At 38.5% G+C, this 18936-nt stretch carries 17 protein-coding genes; 8 read left to right on the top strand and 9 right to left on the bottom strand.

Annotated features, from left to right (window positions below; all coding sequences use genetic code 11):
* Positions 1-36: 36 nt before the first annotated feature.
* The 4 genes from BMW38_RS03580 to BMW38_RS03565 form a co-directional block, all read right to left on the bottom strand.
* On the bottom strand, positions 37-441 hold the full coding sequence (locus tag BMW38_RS03580; protein WP_001018517.1) for an ExbD/TolR family protein: 405 nt from the start codon (positions 439-441) through the stop codon (positions 37-39).
* The gene (locus BMW38_RS03575) at positions 441-1178 is read right to left on the bottom strand and encodes a MotA/TolQ/ExbB proton channel family protein (RefSeq protein ID WP_092705847.1); all 738 of its coding nucleotides are present in this window, start codon (positions 1176-1178) and stop codon (positions 441-443) included. The genes BMW38_RS03580 and BMW38_RS03575 overlap by 1 nt, the downstream gene beginning before the upstream one ends.
* A 24-nt stretch (positions 1179-1202) precedes the next feature.
* A complete protein-coding gene (locus tag BMW38_RS03570; protein WP_092705846.1) occupies positions 1203-2030 on the bottom strand; it encodes an energy transducer TonB in 828 nt (275 codons plus the stop codon).
* 190 nt (positions 2031-2220) lie between these two features.
* A complete protein-coding gene (locus BMW38_RS03565) occupies positions 2221-3354 on the bottom strand; it encodes an LLM class flavin-dependent oxidoreductase (RefSeq protein WP_092705845.1) in 1134 nt (377 codons plus the stop codon).
* Positions 3355-3667: 313 nt separating this feature from the next.
* Here BMW38_RS03565 and BMW38_RS03560 point away from each other — a divergent pair, with 313 nt between their 5' ends.
* From BMW38_RS03560 to tatC, 7 genes are all read left to right on the top strand, one after another.
* On the top strand, positions 3668-4741 hold the full coding sequence (locus BMW38_RS03560; RefSeq protein WP_092705844.1) for an ABC transporter substrate-binding protein: 1074 nt from the start codon (positions 3668-3670) through the stop codon (positions 4739-4741).
* A 3-nt stretch (positions 4742-4744) separates the two neighbouring features.
* A complete protein-coding gene (locus tag BMW38_RS03555) occupies positions 4745-5584 on the top strand; it encodes an ABC transporter permease (protein WP_092705843.1) in 840 nt (279 codons plus the stop codon).
* Positions 5584-6372 (top strand): ABC transporter permease, encoded by a 789-nt coding sequence (locus tag BMW38_RS03550; protein WP_092705842.1) that lies wholly within the window; start codon positions 5584-5586, stop codon positions 6370-6372. Before BMW38_RS03555 ends, BMW38_RS03550 begins: the two co-directional genes overlap by 1 nt.
* 33 nt (positions 6373-6405) lie before the next feature.
* Positions 6406-7161 carry an ABC transporter ATP-binding protein gene (locus tag BMW38_RS03545; RefSeq protein ID WP_092705841.1) on the top strand — a complete coding sequence of 252 codons (756 nt, stop codon included), beginning with the start codon at positions 6406-6408 and terminating at the stop codon, positions 7159-7161.
* 95 nt (positions 7162-7256) lie between these two features.
* Positions 7257-7472 carry a Sec-independent protein translocase subunit TatA gene (locus tag BMW38_RS03540; protein WP_045432320.1) on the top strand — a complete coding sequence of 72 codons (216 nt, stop codon included), beginning with the start codon at positions 7257-7259 and terminating at the stop codon, positions 7470-7472.
* Between the two features lie 13 nt (positions 7473-7485).
* Entirely contained in the window at positions 7486-7902 is a 417-nt protein-coding gene (gene tatB / locus BMW38_RS03535) for a Sec-independent protein translocase protein TatB (RefSeq protein WP_092705840.1), read from the top strand.
* On the top strand, positions 7899-8645 hold the full coding sequence (tatC, locus tag BMW38_RS03530) for a twin-arginine translocase subunit TatC (protein WP_045432324.1): 747 nt from the start codon (positions 7899-7901) through the stop codon (positions 8643-8645). The genes tatB and tatC overlap by 4 nt, the downstream gene beginning before the upstream one ends.
* Before the next feature lie 29 nt (positions 8646-8674).
* Here tatC and BMW38_RS03525 read toward each other — a convergent pair whose 3' ends face one another.
* On the bottom strand, positions 8675-9751 hold the full coding sequence (locus BMW38_RS03525) for a sigma-54 interaction domain-containing protein (RefSeq protein ID WP_017390729.1): 1077 nt from the start codon (positions 9749-9751) through the stop codon (positions 8675-8677).
* 315 nt (positions 9752-10066) lie between these two features.
* Between BMW38_RS03525 and BMW38_RS03520 the strand changes: the two genes are divergently transcribed.
* Positions 10067-11155, top strand: a complete 1089-nt coding sequence (locus tag BMW38_RS03520) for an LLM class flavin-dependent oxidoreductase (RefSeq protein WP_092705839.1) — start codon at positions 10067-10069, stop codon at positions 11153-11155.
* A gap of 94 nt (positions 11156-11249) precedes the next feature.
* Here BMW38_RS03520 and BMW38_RS03515 read toward each other — a convergent pair whose 3' ends face one another.
* The 4 genes from BMW38_RS03515 to BMW38_RS03495 form a co-directional block, all read right to left on the bottom strand.
* Complete coding sequence (locus BMW38_RS03515; RefSeq protein ID WP_092706124.1) at positions 11250-12461, bottom strand: lipase family protein; 1212 nt, start codon at positions 12459-12461, stop codon at positions 11250-11252.
* Between the two features lie 88 nt (positions 12462-12549).
* The gene (locus tag BMW38_RS03510; protein WP_092705838.1) at positions 12550-15042 is read right to left on the bottom strand and encodes a TonB-dependent receptor plug domain-containing protein; all 2493 of its coding nucleotides are present in this window, start codon (positions 15040-15042) and stop codon (positions 12550-12552) included.
* A 165-nt stretch (positions 15043-15207) separates the two neighbouring features.
* The gene (locus BMW38_RS03500) at positions 15208-17040 is read right to left on the bottom strand and encodes an ABC transporter ATP-binding protein (RefSeq protein ID WP_092705836.1); all 1833 of its coding nucleotides are present in this window, start codon (positions 17038-17040) and stop codon (positions 15208-15210) included.
* Entirely contained in the window at positions 17037-18848 is a 1812-nt protein-coding gene (locus BMW38_RS03495) for an ABC transporter ATP-binding protein (RefSeq protein WP_092705835.1), read from the bottom strand. Before BMW38_RS03495 ends, BMW38_RS03500 begins: the two co-directional genes overlap by 4 nt.
* Between the last annotated feature and the right edge of the window lie 88 nt (positions 18849-18936).

Genomic DNA, 18936 nt, shown 5'->3' with positions numbered 1-18936 from the left:
AAGCTGCCGAAGCAGCTTTTTTTACGGGAGTCATAATTATTTAGGTACTGTAATCACAGAGAGTTTATCTACTCCTACACGTTCAATACTTGCCAATAATTTTGCGACTGTTCCATAAGGTACGGTCTCATCAGCATTTAAATTTAATGCTAATTTAGGGTTACTGCTTTTACGTGACTTTATTTCTTGTTCAAAGTTCGCAAGTGTCACCTTATCTTTATCAAGGAATATTTCACCTTGTGGGTTTACACTAATCACCACAGCTTTGTTCTGGTCTGTAGATTGAGTCGGTGCCGCCTTTGGTAAATTAACTTTCACCGTATTTGTTAACAAAGGAGCCGTCACAATGAATACGATAAGTAAAACCAACATGACATCCACCAGCGGCGTAATATTAATTTCACTGACGACATCGTCTTCTTGAGAAGTAGAAATTGCCATTATGCAAACACTCCTTTTTCTTTCACTTCTTTAGCAGAATTATCCTTAAGTGCCGTATTTCCAGTCGTACCCTTGGTCTTAGCAGTTGGTAGTTGGAATCCTGCTTTTTGATTTAGACTCACGAAATCCGTTGCAAAATCATCAAGATCTGCGCCAATTGTTTTTACTTTACGTACAAAGTAGTTATAGGCAAGCACCGCAGGTACAGCAACCGCAATACCAATACCCGTTGCAACTAGAGCCTCTCCAATTGGTCCAGCCACGACATCCATGCTCGCATTACCTGAATGGGCAATCGCTTGTAATGCATGAATAATCCCAAATACTGTACCGAACAGACCAATGAAAGGTGCGTTATTACCAATAGAAGCCAGTAAAGCCGAGCCTTTTTCTAATTGACGGCGCTCGGTAAGAACTTGTTTACTTAAATGGCGTTCTAATAAGTCCTGACGGCTCCAACTGTTTTGTAAGTCTTGATGTGTTTTTTCATCTGCTTCAATTAATGTCTGAAAACCTGTGTTAGCAACCCGAGCTGCTGGACCTTCACCAAGTTCTGACTTAGTCACTGCATCTGATAAATTTTTCGCTTTCCAAAACTCTTCTACAAAAAGCTTACTTTGTTTAGTTGCCCGCTGTGTCTGGACTACCTTAACTACAATCAACACCCAAGTCACAATTGAGAAAGCAACTAATAACCAGATCGTGCCGTCATGGATCAATGAATTAATATCTGTCATGAAAATATCCTCTTAATTTAAATTTTATTTCGGTAATTGATAATGAATTGGAACATCGACCCAGCCTTCTACAGGGGTTTTCCCTTTTAGCGCAGGTGAAAATTTCCATTGCTTTACTGTTCTTACGGCAGCACTGTCTAGAAGTTTTTTGCCGCTACTTTGCTTGACACTGACCGTATCAGGGCTGCCATTTGCTAATACTTTAACCCGTAAAATGACTGAGCCTTCCCAACCACGTTCTAAAGCTTGGTCAGGATATTCAGGTGCAGGGTTACTGAGATATCCGGCATAACCTTTTGCTTCAGTCACAGGTAAATTGTCATCTGAAGCTTTTACAGGCTCAGCAACTTTTTTTACTGGTTCTGCTACTACTTCTTTTGCGACCACAGGTGCTACAACTTTTTGTGGAGTTGGCTCAGCCACCGTTTTTGCAACAGGCTTAGGCTGCTCCACATTTTTTTGGACAGGTTTTGGTTGTTCAACTTGTTTGGGAATTGGCTTGGGCTTTTCCACCACAGGTGGAACTTTAGGTTTTTCAGTAATCGGTGGAATTTTGGGTTCAATCACTTTAGGTGGTTCAACCGGTTTTACGATTTCAATTACCACAGGTTCGGGTTTATGAATATCTAAAGCTGGTGTCGGTAATTGTTTCGCGATATACCAAATTCCAAGATGTGCTGAAGCAACGGCAATAATTGCGATTAAGACTTTATTCAACTTCTCTGGAGCAGGTTCGATGGTTTCTTGATCATGCCGTGCAAATGGATCTGCAATTTCAGTTGAGGCTGCAACTGTCGCATATTGCTCAAAGAGCAAGGCCCGCTTATGTGGATTAAAGATTTGTTCACGCATAGCAACTTAAACTAAAAATAAAAGATTAAGTAGTGAGTTGCACAAGCCATGCCAAATACTTAAGTTATTATTTTTAATATATTTAATGAAAAATATTTAAATACACCACGTAAAAGATGTTGGTTTTCAAACACTGTTATGCTGTTCAAACAACAAGACCCCTTTGATTTCTCAAAGAGGTCTAAGTTTATTATTTTAATTTATATCCTACTAAGGGTAAGACTTCTTCAGCCACTCGATATGCTTCTTCTAAATGCGGATTACTCGCTAAAATAAAATGTCCTACCCCAATATCAATATACTCTTGCAAACGCTCTGCGACCTGCTCATAACTCCCGACTAAAATACAGTTTGGCCCACCTCTTACATTTGACATTCCCGCCCAAACATTCGGACTCACAAATAGATCTTCAAAACGATTGCCCTGTGCTAAGGCTTGCTGGCGTTTAGCTCCTACCGATTCAGTATCTTTTCGTTCAAATGCATTACCATCAACTGCAATGGTTTCATACATCTGTTTAAGCTCTTGGAATGCTTGTTCTTGAGTAGGTCGTGCCAAAATATCGATACGCATGCCAAATTTAACTTTTCGTTCCGGCGAATTCTGCTCAAAGAAATTTTGGGCCTGTTCAATCACTTTTTTCTGTTGGTCTACAGGTTCGCCCCAAGTTAAATGAATATCGGCATGACGTCCTGCCACTTGTAAAGCAGCATCACTCGCACCTGCTAACCACAAGCGTGGAACTTCATATTGATTCATTGGATATTTCAGGCCACCTTGTTCGACATGAAAAAACTTTCCATCGTAATTAAAAGGTGCATGGTGCGAGTAACCTTTCACAAATTCTAAAAATTCGTTGGTCCGTGCATAGCGTTGATCATGTTCGATAAAGTCTCCATATGCGCGTTGTTGTGCGCCCCCGCCGCCTGAAATCACATTCCACTCTACTCGTCCCTGACTTAAGCGTTGCAAACTTGCAGCCATTTGGCTTGCATAGGCTGGATGAATAAACCAAGGCTGAATTGCGATGAGCAAACGAAGTCTTTTTGTCTCTCTTGCCAGTGCAGATGCTAACACCCATGGCTCTTCAGTATGTGGAAAAGCAGGAATGAGTGCGCCGTGAAAACCAACAATATCAGCTGCTTTCGCCACTTGCTGGACATAGTCATAGTAAGCAAACAATTGATCTTCATATTGTGGTGCAACACGTTGTGGAGATTTAACTGATGGCGTTAATTGGTTCCATTCACCGCGTGTGTGTAATTGATGTGCTCGACGACCATCCCCATGAACAGGGATTCTCCATAAAAACTCAACTGACATAATGAATCTCGATAATTTAAAGATTTGACGATATTTAATTCGTTAGAGGTCTTAGAGCAGGAATCATGCCGATATTTTTTTAAATTAATTTTCATATATGTAACTGTTTTATATAAATATTAAAAAATTGGGTTTAAATGCTGTGTTGATATTCCAACACTTAAACGTTAACGAGTGTTCCAATCACAACACAACTACGGGATTTAACCTCAACAATAATTTTAAAAAATTATAATTAATTGATTTATTTATAATAATTTTATTGGCTTGGTTTTTGCTCTATACCCATATATTTTTTAATTCTTATGATGATATGCGTATTTTTCCACGTCTACTTTTAGGTTTCAGTTTTTTGGGTCTTGTTGCTTGTGGGGCACAAAAAACCGAAGAGTCCACCCCAAAACAGTCTGAAGACCAACAACTTCGAATTGCTGTCGTTGCCAATGGTACTTCAGGTAGTTTGGACTTTATTGGTGTGCCACAACTGATTTCACAAGATCAAATTTTTCTAAAAGCGTTAAAGCAAAATCACATTGAATTAAAATGGGAACCAGTGACGACTGCCGCTGTAGCGACTCTGGTCAATGAAAGTTTTATAAATAATAAAATTGATTTTGCTTTTTATGGAAACCTTCCTGCTGTAGTCCTTAATGCCACAGGCGTTAAAACACAAATTGTTGTACCCGGAGGTATCGGTAATAACGTCTACCTTATTGTTCCAGAAAATTCACCTATTAAATCTATTGAAGAATTAAAAGGTAAAAAAATTGCATTACATCGTGGCCGTCCATGGGAAATTAACTTTGGGCAACTCATACAAAGTAAAGGATTAAGCCTAAAAGACTTTCAAATTGTGAATTTAAACCCGCAAGCTGGGGCTGCTGCTTTATCTGCTAAAAGTGTAGATGCCTTTTTTACCTTAAGCGATGCGCTTACTTTACAAGACCGCCATTTGGGTAAAATTATTTGGTCATCACAATCTTTGCCCGCAGATTGGAAAATGCGTGCCGAACTCTGGGGTAGCAAAAGTTATATTGAGCAACACCCAGATACCACACAATTACTCGCCGATGCGACAGTGCGTGCAATGGATTGGATTGCACACCATCAAGATGAGTTTCAGCAAAGTCAAACTAAGTTTGGCCAACCTCTTAATGTGATTCAACGTGAAAGCCAGAACACAGCAAGCACATGGCAACAAGACTGGTCTCCAGACTATCAAGTCGACTTTCTTAAACAGCATTATTCAAAAGTCATTGATCATGCTGTGAAAAATCAGCTTATTCAAACACCAATCAAAGCAGATGAGCTGTTGAATCCGAAGTTTACCCGCCAAGCGATTCAAAATTTACAAGCAACTCCTGCCTCCAATAAGCAGGGAAACTAGACTATGAAGATACTAGTAAAGCCACTTATTGAGCAAAATAACGTTTTATTTAAAACCCCACTCCGTAAGAAATTTTCTTCTAAAAAGGTGTATGGGCTGCTCTCTGTGATTTCACCCTTATTAGTATTACTCGTTTGGCAGTTGATTAGTTCTTTACAAGTTTTCCCTACCCAAATTTTGGTGCCCCCTAAAACTGTTTGGAATACCTTCATTGCTTTATTACAAAGTGGTGAGCTTCAACTCCATTTAAAAGATAGCCTTTCTCGACTATTTTTGGGGTTTTCCATTGCAGCAATCAGTGCAATTACTTTTGGTATTGCCTATGGGGCAAACACAACGTTCCGAAATTACACCTATATTTTATTCAACGTTCTTTATCAAATTCCGATCTTTGTCCTCATCCCTATTTTCATTTTAGTTTTTGGGATTGGTGAGTTATTTAAAATTTTACTGATTATTAAAGCCTGCTTTTTTCCAATTGCTTTAGCAACGGCCGATGCCGTCAAGAATATTCCTAAAAAATATATTGAATTAGGGCAAATCTACCAACTTAAAACACGTGCTTGGCTCAGGTTTATTGTTCTTCCATCAATACTCCCACCTTTAATTAGTGGACTACGAATTGCACTAGGTCGTGCATGGTTGATTTTAGTTGCCGTCGAGCTACTGGCAGCTGGAACGGGTATTGGGCAAATGATGGAGCTAGGACGCCAAATGTTGAGATTAGATGTCGTGATGGTCGGTGTGTTTATCACAGGCTTAGTGGGCTTTGGCTTAGATAAAGTTTTACGGTTAGTGGAACAACGCTTTATCTCACCTGCACTCAGTTCGAGGGAGAAATAATGTCTCAGCGTTCATTTACTTTGAAACAGACATGGCAACGGCCAATCATTTTAGTACAAGGCTTGATACTGCCATTATTGTTATTAGGCTTATGGCAATACAACTCAAGCTTAGGCACCAGTCATGCCTATGCATTTGTTCCCTTACAAAACATTTATTTCGCATTTATTAAATTGCTTGAAACAGGTGAACTGTGGCTAAACACGTGGGGAAGTCTTAAAAAAGCTGGAATAGGTTTCATAGTAGGTTCAATAAGCGGATTAATTTTAGGTATTTTGCTTGCCTATTCAAAGGTTTTAAATGCTTTAGTTTCTCCAATATTTAACAGTATTCGACAAGTACCGTTACTGGGCTTAACACCCTTAATTGCCTTATGGTTTGGTAATGGAGAAGAAGCAAAAATCTTTATTATCGCGCTTGCCTCGTTTTTTCCATTAGTGATTAATACATTTCAGGGCCTTAGCCACAATGATACAAAATACGATGAGATCGCACGTATTTACCAATTCTCATTCTGGCGCAAATTTAAAAAAATACGCCTTCCACAAGCGCTACCCCATATTTTAACTGGCTTAAATTTAGCTGTGCCCTTTACTTGGATCACCACCACAGCAAGTGAGTTGCTATTAAATGCCGGTGCAGGTCTAGGCAACTTAATGATGAAAGCCGAGATTAATGCCGAAATGGATATTCTGTTGGTTTGCGCCATCACAGTTACCCTTTGCGGGGCCTTTATGACGACAAGCATTCATCTTATTTCAAAACGCCTGCTGCAATGGCGTACCTAATCTTTAATTTAAAAAATAACATCGGGAATTAATATGTCCTTCTCTCTACTTTCAATTAAAAAACTCAATAAATCTTTTCAGCGTGATCAAAATACTTTGACCGTTTTAGATGGTATTAACCTCAACATTGAGCAAGGTGAATTTATCTCGATTGTTGGCAGTAGTGGCTGTGGAAAATCAACACTACTACGTCTTATTGCTGGATTAGATCAAGACTATGACGGTGAAATTTTACTGAATCAAACCCAGATAAAAGGCACAGATTTAAAACGCGGCTTAATCTTTCAAGAGCACCGATTACTTCCGTGGCTTACTGTTTTTGAAAATATCCATTTAGCGCTTGAAGAAACTACACTCACCCGTGAAGAAAGAAATTTACAGGTAAATGAACACATAGAAATTGTCGGGCTGAAGGGTTTTGAAAAGGCTTATCCACATGAGCTTTCGGGTGGCATGGCACAACGTGTTGCAATTGCCCGTGGACTCGTCAATAAACCCGATATTCTACTTCTGGATGAGCCGTTTGGCGCTTTAGATGCCATCACACGGAGTCATTTACAAGCTGAACTTCAGCGTATCTGGCAACACGAAAAAATCACTATGATTTTAGTCACCCATGATATTGAAGAAGCTGTCTATCTTGGAGACCGAGTAATTGTCATGTCAGCCCGACCAGGAAAAATTAAAGAAATTATTCATGTTCCGCTGACACATCCTCGTCATAAAGAAAGTGAACTTTTATTTGGTTTTCGCAATCAGGCACTTAATATGCTAGATCACACAGCATAATTAATTTGAATATTGATCGATATTAATATGATTTAGAAAACAGATAATATCGTGATATTAATATTTTTTATTTTAGATAATATAGGATGAAGAAAATGGGTTTATCTATTTGGCATATTTTACTGTTCGCAGTTATTGTTATTTTATTGTTTGGAACTTCAAAGTTAAAAAACCTAGGTAAAGACTTAGGTGGTGCAATTAAAGATTTTAAAGACTCGGTTAATTCTGATGATCAAAAATTATTGCAAAACCAGCAATACAAAGATATCAGCCCACTCGAATCACATAATGAAAAACAAAATAAAATATGAGTGATTTATTATTATGTTTAATATCAGTTTTGGAGAGTTATTAGCTTTTGCGATTATTGCGCTTATTATTTTAGGGCCTGAAAAGCTTCCTCACACGTTAAGATCAGTCCTCCTAAAATATAGAGCAGTTAAAACCCAAATCAATAAAATTCAAAATGATATTGAAAACGAACTTGACCTGATCGAACTTAAGAGAGTCATGCAAGAAGAGCTGCAAAAAATAAAACAAAATGAAGAGCAGCTCAAACAACAACTCGCTCTCATGCAACAAGAAATTGAAAATGTACAAACATCTGTTTTTACGGAACAAAAAACCAAAGCACGGCGCATCAAGGACTATATCTATACCCGTTCACAAGATGAGTTAAAGACACCATTTTTAGCTCACTTTAAAACAACCAATAAATTCAGTGAGGATCAAGCCGCATGACGGAGCATATTGTCAGTGAAAGCCTCACTGAAATGAAATATAGCGAACATTTAAAAGAATTAAGAAAACGGCTGATCTATAGCATTGGTGCAGTTTTAGCGATTTTTTTATTATTACTTCCGCTTGCTCAAAAGAACTACCATTTTCTTGCTCATCCTTTAATTTCATTACTTCCTAGCAACTCCACCATGATTGCAACAGATGTCATGAGTACATTTTTAGCACCTTTTAAACTCAATATTTATTTTGCGATTTTATTAAGTATTCCCTTTATTCTTTATCAATTTTGGCAATTTGTTGCTCCCGCACTTTATCAAAAAGAAAAAAGATTCGGTATAGCACTTGTGCTTTCGAGTAACCTTTTATTTTATCTAGGAATTGTGTTTGCCTATACTTTAATTTTGCCACTCGCTTTAAAGTTTTTCGTATTGGCATCACCAGACAATGTATTACCCATGACGGACATTAATAGCTATTTAGATTTTTGTTTAAAGCTTTTTCTGGCTTTTGGTCTAGCATTTCAAATTCCAGTTTTAACTTATATTCTTATTTTCATTGGTCTTATTTCTATTCAACAGCTAGAAGCGCATCGCAAACACATCATTGTATTCTTCTTTTTTATTGCAATGTTTATTACCCCTCCTGATGTTTTTAGCATGCTTGCTCTTGCAGTCCCAATGTGGCTGCTTTTTGAATTGGGTTTATGGGTCACAAAATTCACAACGCAAAAAAACATCCATTAAAAAATGGATGTTTTTTCTATGTAAAATCATTAAGCGATTTCATTTTCATTCTTATTAGGTAATAAGTTATATCTTGATAAAAGATTACGCAAAACATTACGCGATAAACCTAACATTTTTGCGGTCTTAACCTGATTATTCCAGCAACTTGAAAATGCAGTATTTACAATTTTATCTTCAATAATATGCCAAGCTTCCCCATCATATTCCTGAAAAAGACGTTTTAAGATATTCTCAAACTCTTGAATAAGGTCATTATCGGGTAACACAGCGGAACCCGTTTCCTCAGAAAATCTTAAGTGCTCAAGATCAATTGTTTTGCCGCCACTCACGAGCAAAGCATAATGGATATTGTTTTCTAACTCACGAATGTTGCCGGGCCAGCTATAGTTCAACAGTGCATTTCTTGCTCTATCACTGATGTTTGGCTTAGTAGTAATCAGCTTCTGAGAGTATGAACTTAAGAAGAAATCAACCAGAGGTAAAATATCTCCTTTACGTTCACGCAGTGGCAAAATATTAAGCACAACCACGTTCAAGCGATAATATAAATCTAGACGAAACTTATTTTCTGCTACAGCTTTACGTAGATCGACGTGCGTCCCCGACAAAATACGGACATTAATTGGAATTGGTTTTCGACCACCCACACGTACCACTTCTTTTTCTTGCAACACCCTTAACAGCTTAACTTGTAAGGATAGAGGCAACTCACCTACTTCATCTAAAAATAAAGTACCACCATCGGCTGTTTCAAAAATACCAGCTCGAGTTTTGTTTGCACCCGTAAAAGCGCCAGCTTCATAGCCAAACAGTTCAGACTCGGCAAGAGTCTCGACCAAAGCACCACAATTGACCGCAAGAAAAGGCTTATTTTTACGATCACTTTTCAAATGAATTTCACGTGCAATTAACTCTTTACCTGTTCCAGACTCACCTTGAATGATGACGCTGGCAGAGCTTGGAGCAATAGTTTCCACTTGATTTAATAATTTACGGGAGTTTTGATCTGAAAAGATAATTGCTTTTGCTCTTATTGGTTTTACAGGAACACCATTATCAGGCAAAGTAATTACTTTATAATCATTATCTAAAAAGGTCTTCATAATTGCCCCATAAAACTTATGATATAAGCATTCTAAAAGGCTATATTACATTTCAGGGTGTTTTTTAATAAATAACAAATAAATATATTTAATCCAAAATTCACCTATTTTATTCTAAAAATATTTTCTCTTATAAATTAAAAATAAACACAATTCTCTTTTTATGATATGTTGCTTCTCAAATACAATGTTATCTTTTTGATTAAATCCAAACATTAAAATAATTATAAACCACTACAACATTTGATTTATATAGGCGTAAAGCTTGGCATTTATTTTGCTCATTCATTTAAAATCCACAAAATAGGTTTAATAATGAGCATCGAATTTGTTGGTATGGTTTTTCCCAACCAATGGTCTGAAACCAAAGGAACGCGAATTGGCCATAAAATTGACCTCGAATATCTACGTTACCATGCGCGGGCCCATGAATATGCTGGTTTTGATAAAGTCTTAATTGCTAGCGGACCAAGCAGTCCAGACAGTGCACAAATCGCGGCATACCTTGCCCAACATACAGAACGTCTTGGATTTATGATTGCCCATCGTCCTGCACTCCTCACTCCAAATCTTGCTGCACGTTCTTTTGCTACGCTTGACCATACAACTGGTGGTGGAAGAATCAGGTTACATGCAATTACTGGAATTACAGCTGAGCCTCAAGAGGGAGATTATATTGTTGATAAAGTTCAGCGCTATCAGCGGACGGGTGAATATCTGGATATCATCCAGAAACTTTGGAAAAGCGATCAACCTATTAGTTATGAAGGTAAATATTTTAAGTTGGATAATGCGTTTTGCCCGTTAAAACCAGTCAACGGTACAATCCCGATTTCATTCGGTGGCTCATCTGATATTGCTTATGATATTGCAGTCCGCCATGCAGATCTTTATTCACTATGGGGTGAACCACTGGCTGGAGTAAAAGAGCAAATTACTAAATTGAAGCTCGCAGCAGAAAAAGCCAATAAACCGCAGCCTCCTGTTAGCTTATCTGTACGTCTTATTATTGGTACAACCGAAGAACTTGCTTGGCAACGAGCAGAACAGATTCTTACAGACATTCAGAATAATCCGACTTTTCAAAATAACGGCACATTATCGGGACATAAGATCAAAGGCATTGGTTCACAGCGTTTATTGGCAGCTGCACAGCAAGGTGATCGACATGACCGTGCATTATGGATGCCAACTGCAACTGCTGTAGGGGCTTATGGAGATACGACTGCCCTAGTTGGTACGCCAGACACCATTATTGCCTCATTACTTGATTATGTAGATTTAGGCATTACGACCTTTTTAAATCGTGGCTACGATCCTATCTATGATACGGTCGATTATGGCCGCTATATCATTCCTGCTGTACGTGAAGAGGCAGCCAAAAGATTAAAACAAATCGCTTAACCATTTAAAGAATCAAGCCGCTCATTCAAAATCTTTGAAGAGCGGCTTTTTAAAATAAAGATTTTCCTCAGTGAGAAAATTTTTATTTTATCTTTTATTGCAAGTCAGGTTTACAAACAGCCTGAATTTTCTCTCCCGCAATCACCTTTTTAGCAAACGGAATTGAATCTTTTAATGAAGCATTAACAGTTTCGCTATGGCCTAAGCCATGATACAAATGGCCTTCGACCACTGTACCGGCTTTACAAGCATCTGCCACCAGCTTCATTTGAGAACGAGCATCTGGTGTTCGGTCGTTTGCCCCTGTTCCAATAAATAATGGGTGACTGATTTTTAATGTAGGGTAATAACCATAATCATTTGACTGTTTCTCTTGGAGCTTTTTATAGTTTGCCGGCGGATTGGATTTATATGCTTGCGCTGGCGAAAGCCCTGCAGTTTGAATATCTCCCATAAAACTTGTTAAGCAGGCATTTCTTGCTTGTTCAACTAAAGGAGCAGCTTCAGGAGTGAAAATATCTTCTGTTTTAATCTCTGGATATAAACTTTGTGTCACTAAAAGACTATAGATGCCATAAGCGAGTGATGGACTGACTTCGTAAGGATTTAACTTCAACTGATTTTTTTCAGGCGTCGCTTCAGGATCTTGATAAATCACGCCTGTACCAATTGAACCTTTAATATTTAAGTCAGGTGCGTAGGTTGCCGAATAGGAAGAAGCCGCAACAGCCCCAGCGCCTCCTTGAGATTGACCAACAATCACAAACTTATTAGCAAGTGGTAACTTGGTTTTTAAAGCAGCTCTACCACTATCTAAAATACTATAAGCCAGCATTGGGTTATTAATTAACAAGTGCGGCCCTGCAACACCTAAGCCTTCGTAATCTGTGGCAACGACTGTAAATCCTTCTTTAAGCCAACGATTTAAATATTGTACATCTCGGTATGATCGTCCACTCCAAGACGGCGCACAAGCATCGGCCAAGCCTACAGTACCATGCGCCCATAACACCACTGGCCAACCTTCTTTAGGTGGCGTTCCTTTGGGTAAATGAATACTTCCTGAAACCACAATAGGTGTTTTGCTATCTTTACCACTTGTAGAACTGTAGAGGATCCGAATAGCCTGACTGTCATTTGCCAAACGAATATAAGGATTATGAATAGCTTCTGTTTTTAATAATTTTCCAGCTTGATTTGGAATAATTGGTTTCCATGCGTAAAACTCAGAAACTCGGCCATCTCCATATTGATCTTTAGGCGCTGGAGCTTGTTGAGCATTTGCCAAACAACTCGAAGTTAACACCGTTGTGATTAAAGAAAACTTGCATAACGTTGATAAAAAAGTATGTTGCATTGTCATTTACCTTAAAATTTGTTTCATCATTTTTGATTTAAAATTCGTAACTTACGCGGCCATATAAATACGTTCCAAATGCTCCTTCAGGCGCATTAAAACTGTATCTGACGATGTTGCCGACCGAAGAATCTTTCGCTTGATCAGGATGGCTATTAAATAAATTGATCGCCCCTAAATTGAATTTCAGACCTTTCACGAATGCATCCGCTTTGTAGCCAATATCCAAATCTGCAATCCACTGTGGGTCAAAGGTTTGGTCTAATGCAGTATTGGTATTATTTAAGGTGGTCCATTTATCGTAGCGACGGACAGCTGTATTCACGCTCCATGCTTGATTTGACCAAAGTGCGCCAAGCGTTAGCTTTGTTTTCGGTGCAGCAGACTCAATGAGGCTTTGTGTATTTCGTCCTGCAATGCTTGAAACCGGAATTCGCTCACCTTTTGCAGTAATAGAATCTCTAGTTTCGGTAATTTCATTTTTGTTATATGCCAGACCTAGGTTCAGATTTAACTTGCCATATTGTTCAAGGTTTAAATCATGTTTAAGCGCGAGCTCTACGCCTTGGGTACGTGTATCGAGTAAATTATTAAAGAACGCCACATTGGCAATGTTTGAATACGCTGTATTGGCAAAAGCATTGGTGATTACACTTCCAGTAATATTGTCTGAAAGCAAAATACGATTTTTAATATCGATTTGATAAAGGTCTAAAGTTGCCGATGTATTGGCAAGAGGTTTCCAAACAAAACCTAAAGAGTAATTCGTTGATTTCTCAGGTTTAAGAGAAGTTCCACCAATCAGTAAAGCTGCCTCACTGCCTGCAACTAAAGTTCTTTGTTGCACATCTTGCCAACCTGAAGGGGTCTGCACCGTTTGTACGCTATAAGCCGAATAGCCCTGCTGTGCCAATGACGGCGCTCTATAGCCTGTATTTACTGAACCACGTACCGTAAATTTAGGTGATATATCATATTTAGCAAATAATTTTCCGTTTGTAGTTGAACCAAAGTCTGAATATTTTTCACTTCGAACAGCGGCACCCACATTCAAGTTTTTAATAATATCTGCTTCTAAATCTAGATAGACACCATAAACATCGCGACTAATTTTTCTTTCATCTTGGTCTGTAATTCCGGCATATATCCCCGGAACACCAACTCCCAAAGTTGTGCTTGGATTGAAATATGGGCCTCGGGTATAGGCAATTGGATCACCTGCATTTTGCTTATATTGTTCCCAACGATATAAAACCCCTGTAGACAACGTGAGTGGACTTGCTAACCAGTCAATTGCAATATCATGGCTATAATCTAGCCCTGTATTTAATTGCGAAAAAATATTTTCGCCCAAGTCATAGTTTGAAGGGGAATTTGAGCCGTAGCTTGGGTTAATGCCATTGCCTTGTTCTGTGCTGACTTTATTTTGCCCATAGGTTGCATAAAGATCATATTTACCTGACTTCTGCTCTCCTTTTTTAACTCCAACTGTTGTAGCAAAATCATCTACAGTGACTAAGCTCAATGGCGAGCGTCCATCTGGATAACGTTCTTTAAAATAGCTGGATTGATTCAGTACTGTTTTGGTTGTTGGGGGCTCATAAAAGTTTTCCCCTATTGTTTTACGATGTCCATAACTACTAAAACCATAAAGTGCAACGTCATCCGTCAAAGGTAAATCTAAATTCGCCGTTACATTGATTTGATCTTTTTGTTCGGGTGAACCAAATTTCCATGTTCTATAGGGTGTATTTTGTTCTGTATATTGTGCCTTGGTTGAACCATCATAAAAAGTTCGTGTATCTGGGGCCGTGTTACTTGCAGCGTCACGCTTGCCTAAATCTAATGCAACCGTCAATGCACCATCATTAGGGAGTGCAAAACCTTTCCAAAGATTAACTTTATGTTGTTCACCATCTCCTTGAGTGTAGCCACCCGTTTGATAGCTCACTCCACCGCCATGATCTCGTGATTTCAAAATGATATTAACGACACCAGCGATTGCATCTGATCCATATTGTGCAGCAGCACCATCCCGTAAGATTTCTATACGCTCAATCGCGCTCACTGGAATTAAACTTAGGTCAGTTACCGCCGCGCCTCTTCCACCTGCATAGGCTTGGCGGGTGAAATATGCTGATGTATGACGACGTTTTCCATTAATTAAAATTAGAGTTTGATCCGCAGATAATCCTCTTAGTGCAATACTTGGCGGAACCGATGCGCCAAAACCGCCTGCAGGAGAACTGGGTAAAGTCACCGAAGGAGACAACCGTGTTAATGCTGATGCCAAATCAGTTGCCCCAGTCTCTTGTAACTCTTTGGCAGTTAAAATATCAACGGGTGCAGGTGCATCGAGAGAATTGCTAATTGCCCGTCTAGAGCCTGTGACAACGACAGATTGTAATGTGATGACATCCTCTTTCTCTGACAAATTCTTTTGGTCGTTTGCCAAAGCAATTGAAGCAGTAAGTGCACTCAGTGCAAAAAGTGAGGACTGAATAATAAATTGAGAAAAATATGTACGCATATGAGCTTCCTTAACGATCTAGACCGATATAGCAAAGCCAATGCCAAATATTTTATATTTCATTATCAATAATTTAATTAATTAAAACAAAAGAATCATTGTTTAAATTTAAACAATGATTCAAAAAAATGTTTATAAAACTACAGTTTCAAATTTCGAAGATGTTTAGACCAGTTGATTTTGAAGATACGACTGATATAACTGAAAATATGCTGTTTCTTGCTGTATTAACTGTTCATGTGAACCTTGCTCTACAACATGACCGTTTTCGATCACGACAATTTTATCGGCCTCACGAATCGTACTCAGCCGATGTGCAATCACAATACATGTTCGATTTTGGCATAAGCGTTTGAGCGCATATTGTATTTTTTGCTCGGTATAAATATCGATTGCTGAAGTAGCTTCATCTAAGATTAATATTTTAGGATTTGCTAAATATGCACGAACCAAACAAACCAGCTGTCTTTGCCCATGACTGAGGTTTTTACCGAGGGTTCCTACTTCAGTGAAATACCCTTGCGGAAGTTGTTGCAAAATCTCATCTGCCCCCAAGTCTTCAATTGCCGAGATAAGCACTTGATCTGAAGCATTAGGTTGAACTAGACGCAAGTTATCTAAAATCGTTCCACTAAATAAAACATTATCTTGTAAAACAATACTCACATGCTGCCTTAAACTGGCAAGATGAATATTTTGGATGGGGTAACGATCTAGAAAAATTCCGCCCTGTTGAGGTTCATAAAACCGCGTTAACAACTGAACAATCGTACTTTTCCCATGTCCTGTTGGCCCTACAATCGCAATTACTTTCCCTGCTTCAATCTCTAAATTAAAATTTTGTAAAACGGGCTTATGGGTATAGGCAAAATCTACCGACTGAAATCGAATATGACCATGCAACTGTTCAAGCTTCACAGCATTTGGTTGTTCTTGAATGCTAGATTGCGTATCTAAAAGTAAAAATATTCGTTGCGCACATGCGGCCCCATTTGCATAACGTTCAAATAAATCGGTAAGTTCCTGTAAGGGAGCTAAGAATAAAAACACATAGAAAATACTTTCGGCGAACTGACCAATACTAATCATTCCACCACTATAGGCATAACTACCAATCACAATAAATCCGGCTGTGGCTACAGTCGAAAGTAACCCTGTAAAGGGTGCAAACCAACTGGTCCGCTTGCTGCCATAAATAATAGAGTTATTAAAATCTTTTAATAAATCCTGATAACGGGATTGATTTGTTTCGGTATAATTTAACTGCTGGATGATTTTTGCGCCATTTACAGTTTCAACCAAATGGGCAGTAAATCGACTGCGTTCCTCTGCAACTCGACCCCAGTGTTTTTGCGATGACTTTTTAAAAAAGGCTGTCATCCCAAATAAGATTGGTAAAGTTACAAATAAGCACCAGAAAAATGGTGGATAGATATGCCAAAGAAGAACTGAAGCCAGACCACAACGCAAAATTGCTGAAAGTAATTCTGGTGGTCCTTGTATTAAAACAGGTTCTAAAGTATCCACGTCACGATCTGCCCGCGAAATAATCCTGCCAGCTTTAGTACGGTCAAAATAGCCAATATTTAAACTTTGAATATGCTGGAACAAAGAACGTCTTAAACCATTAATAACTTTCAAAGCTGCTCGGCCTGACAAATATTTTGATACCCCCGCTAAGGCAAAACGACAAATCCAACTCAACGTTAAAATACTAATCGCAATCAATAAAACGGGCTGATGTAGCACCATTTTCCCAGCAATTTGTTGAAAGCCCGAATCTAAAATGTATTTCACCACCCAAGGCCGAACAAAAACGCTCATCACTTGCAAAATTTCTACTGCAATCAAAGCAAGTAGCAAGTAACGGATGGGATAAATTAAAGGAATAAGTTTTGCTAACATCCCTCTATGAATTGAGGTCTTTGCCAAATTTTCTTCGATTTGTAGATCGGCTGATTTTGCGAATGGACGGAAATTTTTAACACTTGTATTCATGCTTTAAGCTCCTGTTGTGGCAACTCAAAACCCATCAACTCTCGATAGAATGAACAACTTTGTACCAATTCATTATGTGTTCCCTGAGCAATAATTTGCCCTTGATCTAGAACAATAATTCGGTCAGATAACGCAATCGTGGTTTGTTTATTGGAGTTGATAATGATGGTTTTCTTAAAATGATTTCCACTATCAGAAAGCGCTGATAGTCGTTGTAAAACCTGTTTTTCTGTAGTCGAATCCAAAGCACTGGTTGAGTCATCTAAGGCTAAAATTGGCGAGTTTTTTAAGATGGAGCGAGCCAAAGCAATCCGTTGTTTTTGTCCTCCAGATAAAGTAACGCCTTTATCTCCAATCAAAGTGCTTAATCCATCGTCAAGCCGTTGTAATAATTCGGATGCAGAAGCTAAATGTAAAGCATCTCGCATCTCTTGCTCAGTTGCATCTTGTTTAGCAATTCTTAGGTTGTCTGCCAATGTGCCACTGAAAAAGAAATTTTCTTGGGGAATAATCTGAACCAAATGGCGTAATTCAAACAGGCTTAAATCTTTGATATTGATCCATCCCTGTTGCTCAGAACCAATCAGGACTTGCCCTTCTGTTGGGTCAATAAACCGATTAAGTAAATTCATCAAAGTCGTTTTACCTGAGCCAGTTTTACCTACAATAGTGACGATTTCACCTGCACAAAATTCAACATGACATTGCTTTAAAATAAACTTTTGTGTTGTTTTATCCTGAAAGCTTACATTTTCTAATCTAATATTTAACCCATCACGCCATTGCAACGGCAAATGGTGTGGTTGATCTTCAATTGCAGACTTTTCATCAAGCATTTGCCATATTCTTGTTGCCGAAGAACGAGCATCAGCAAAAATTTGTAAGACCTGACCAATGCTTTCAATACGAAACACCAATAAATTTGCCATGAGTATCGCAGCTACAAACTGCCCCACCTGCAACTCGTTTTGGCCAATTAAATAAGCACCAAAGCCAATCACCCATAAATAAGAACACGCAATAATCACTTGAGGAATAGGCAAGCGTTTTGCACTTGTGCTTATGGTTTGAATAGAGTGATGAATAAATAGATCTACGGCATGATTAAAACGCTGTAAAAGTTTCTCTTCGAGTTGAAAAGCTTTGACTACCCGAACTCCATTCACGCTCTCGGCTAAGGTATCGCTGACTTTTTCGTAGGCAGATGCGACTTGATGATCCAGCGCCACCAATTGATTGGTCAGTTTAAAGAGGACCCAAAGCCCTAAAAAAATAAATAATAAAGGGACTAGGCCGAGCCAAGGATGGTACCAACACAAGAGTCCAACGGTTACAGTAACAACAAGACTTGATTCAAACACTTGCCGCCAAAAATTAATAAGAGCTTCTTTTAATTTATCTGAATCACGGGTTGTTCGAGATAGCACCTCTCCTAACCCATGTTTCCAGTGCCATGAAACATCTAAATGCTGCACTTGGCTAAAGATTCTTTCTCTCAAAATACTGAGTAACTGCTGACCAATGCTTAAAGCACTTAGCCCTGCCAAATACTGAATAACAGCTCTAATACCAGCAATACTCGCAAGTAGAATGAACCAAAACCAAGGGTTTAAAGGATCAGAGATAGCATGCTGAAATAAGGTTTCTCGCTCACTGTGTTTTAAAGTATCAATCGCATGTCCGATTGAATATTGTTGGAGTGCTAACCCTATATTTGCAATCACAAATAAGGTCGCCGTCAATAAGAAACGAAATGGCATAAAACGGTATAAAGCCAAACTTCGTAATAATGGATAATTTTTAAACATAAAAGATAGTAAAAATTTAAGATTCCGTTTTATTGCGAGATTCATGCCAAATTAATGATCTCTAAAAAGATTTTAAATTATTGTTTTA

The sequence above is a fragment of the Acinetobacter sp. yr461 genome (assembly GCF_900110445.1).
GTDB lineage: Bacteria > Pseudomonadota > Gammaproteobacteria > Pseudomonadales > Moraxellaceae > Acinetobacter > Acinetobacter calcoaceticus.
Note: the sequence above shows the minus strand (reverse complement) of the source record. Positions and strands in the feature narration are given on the sequence as shown.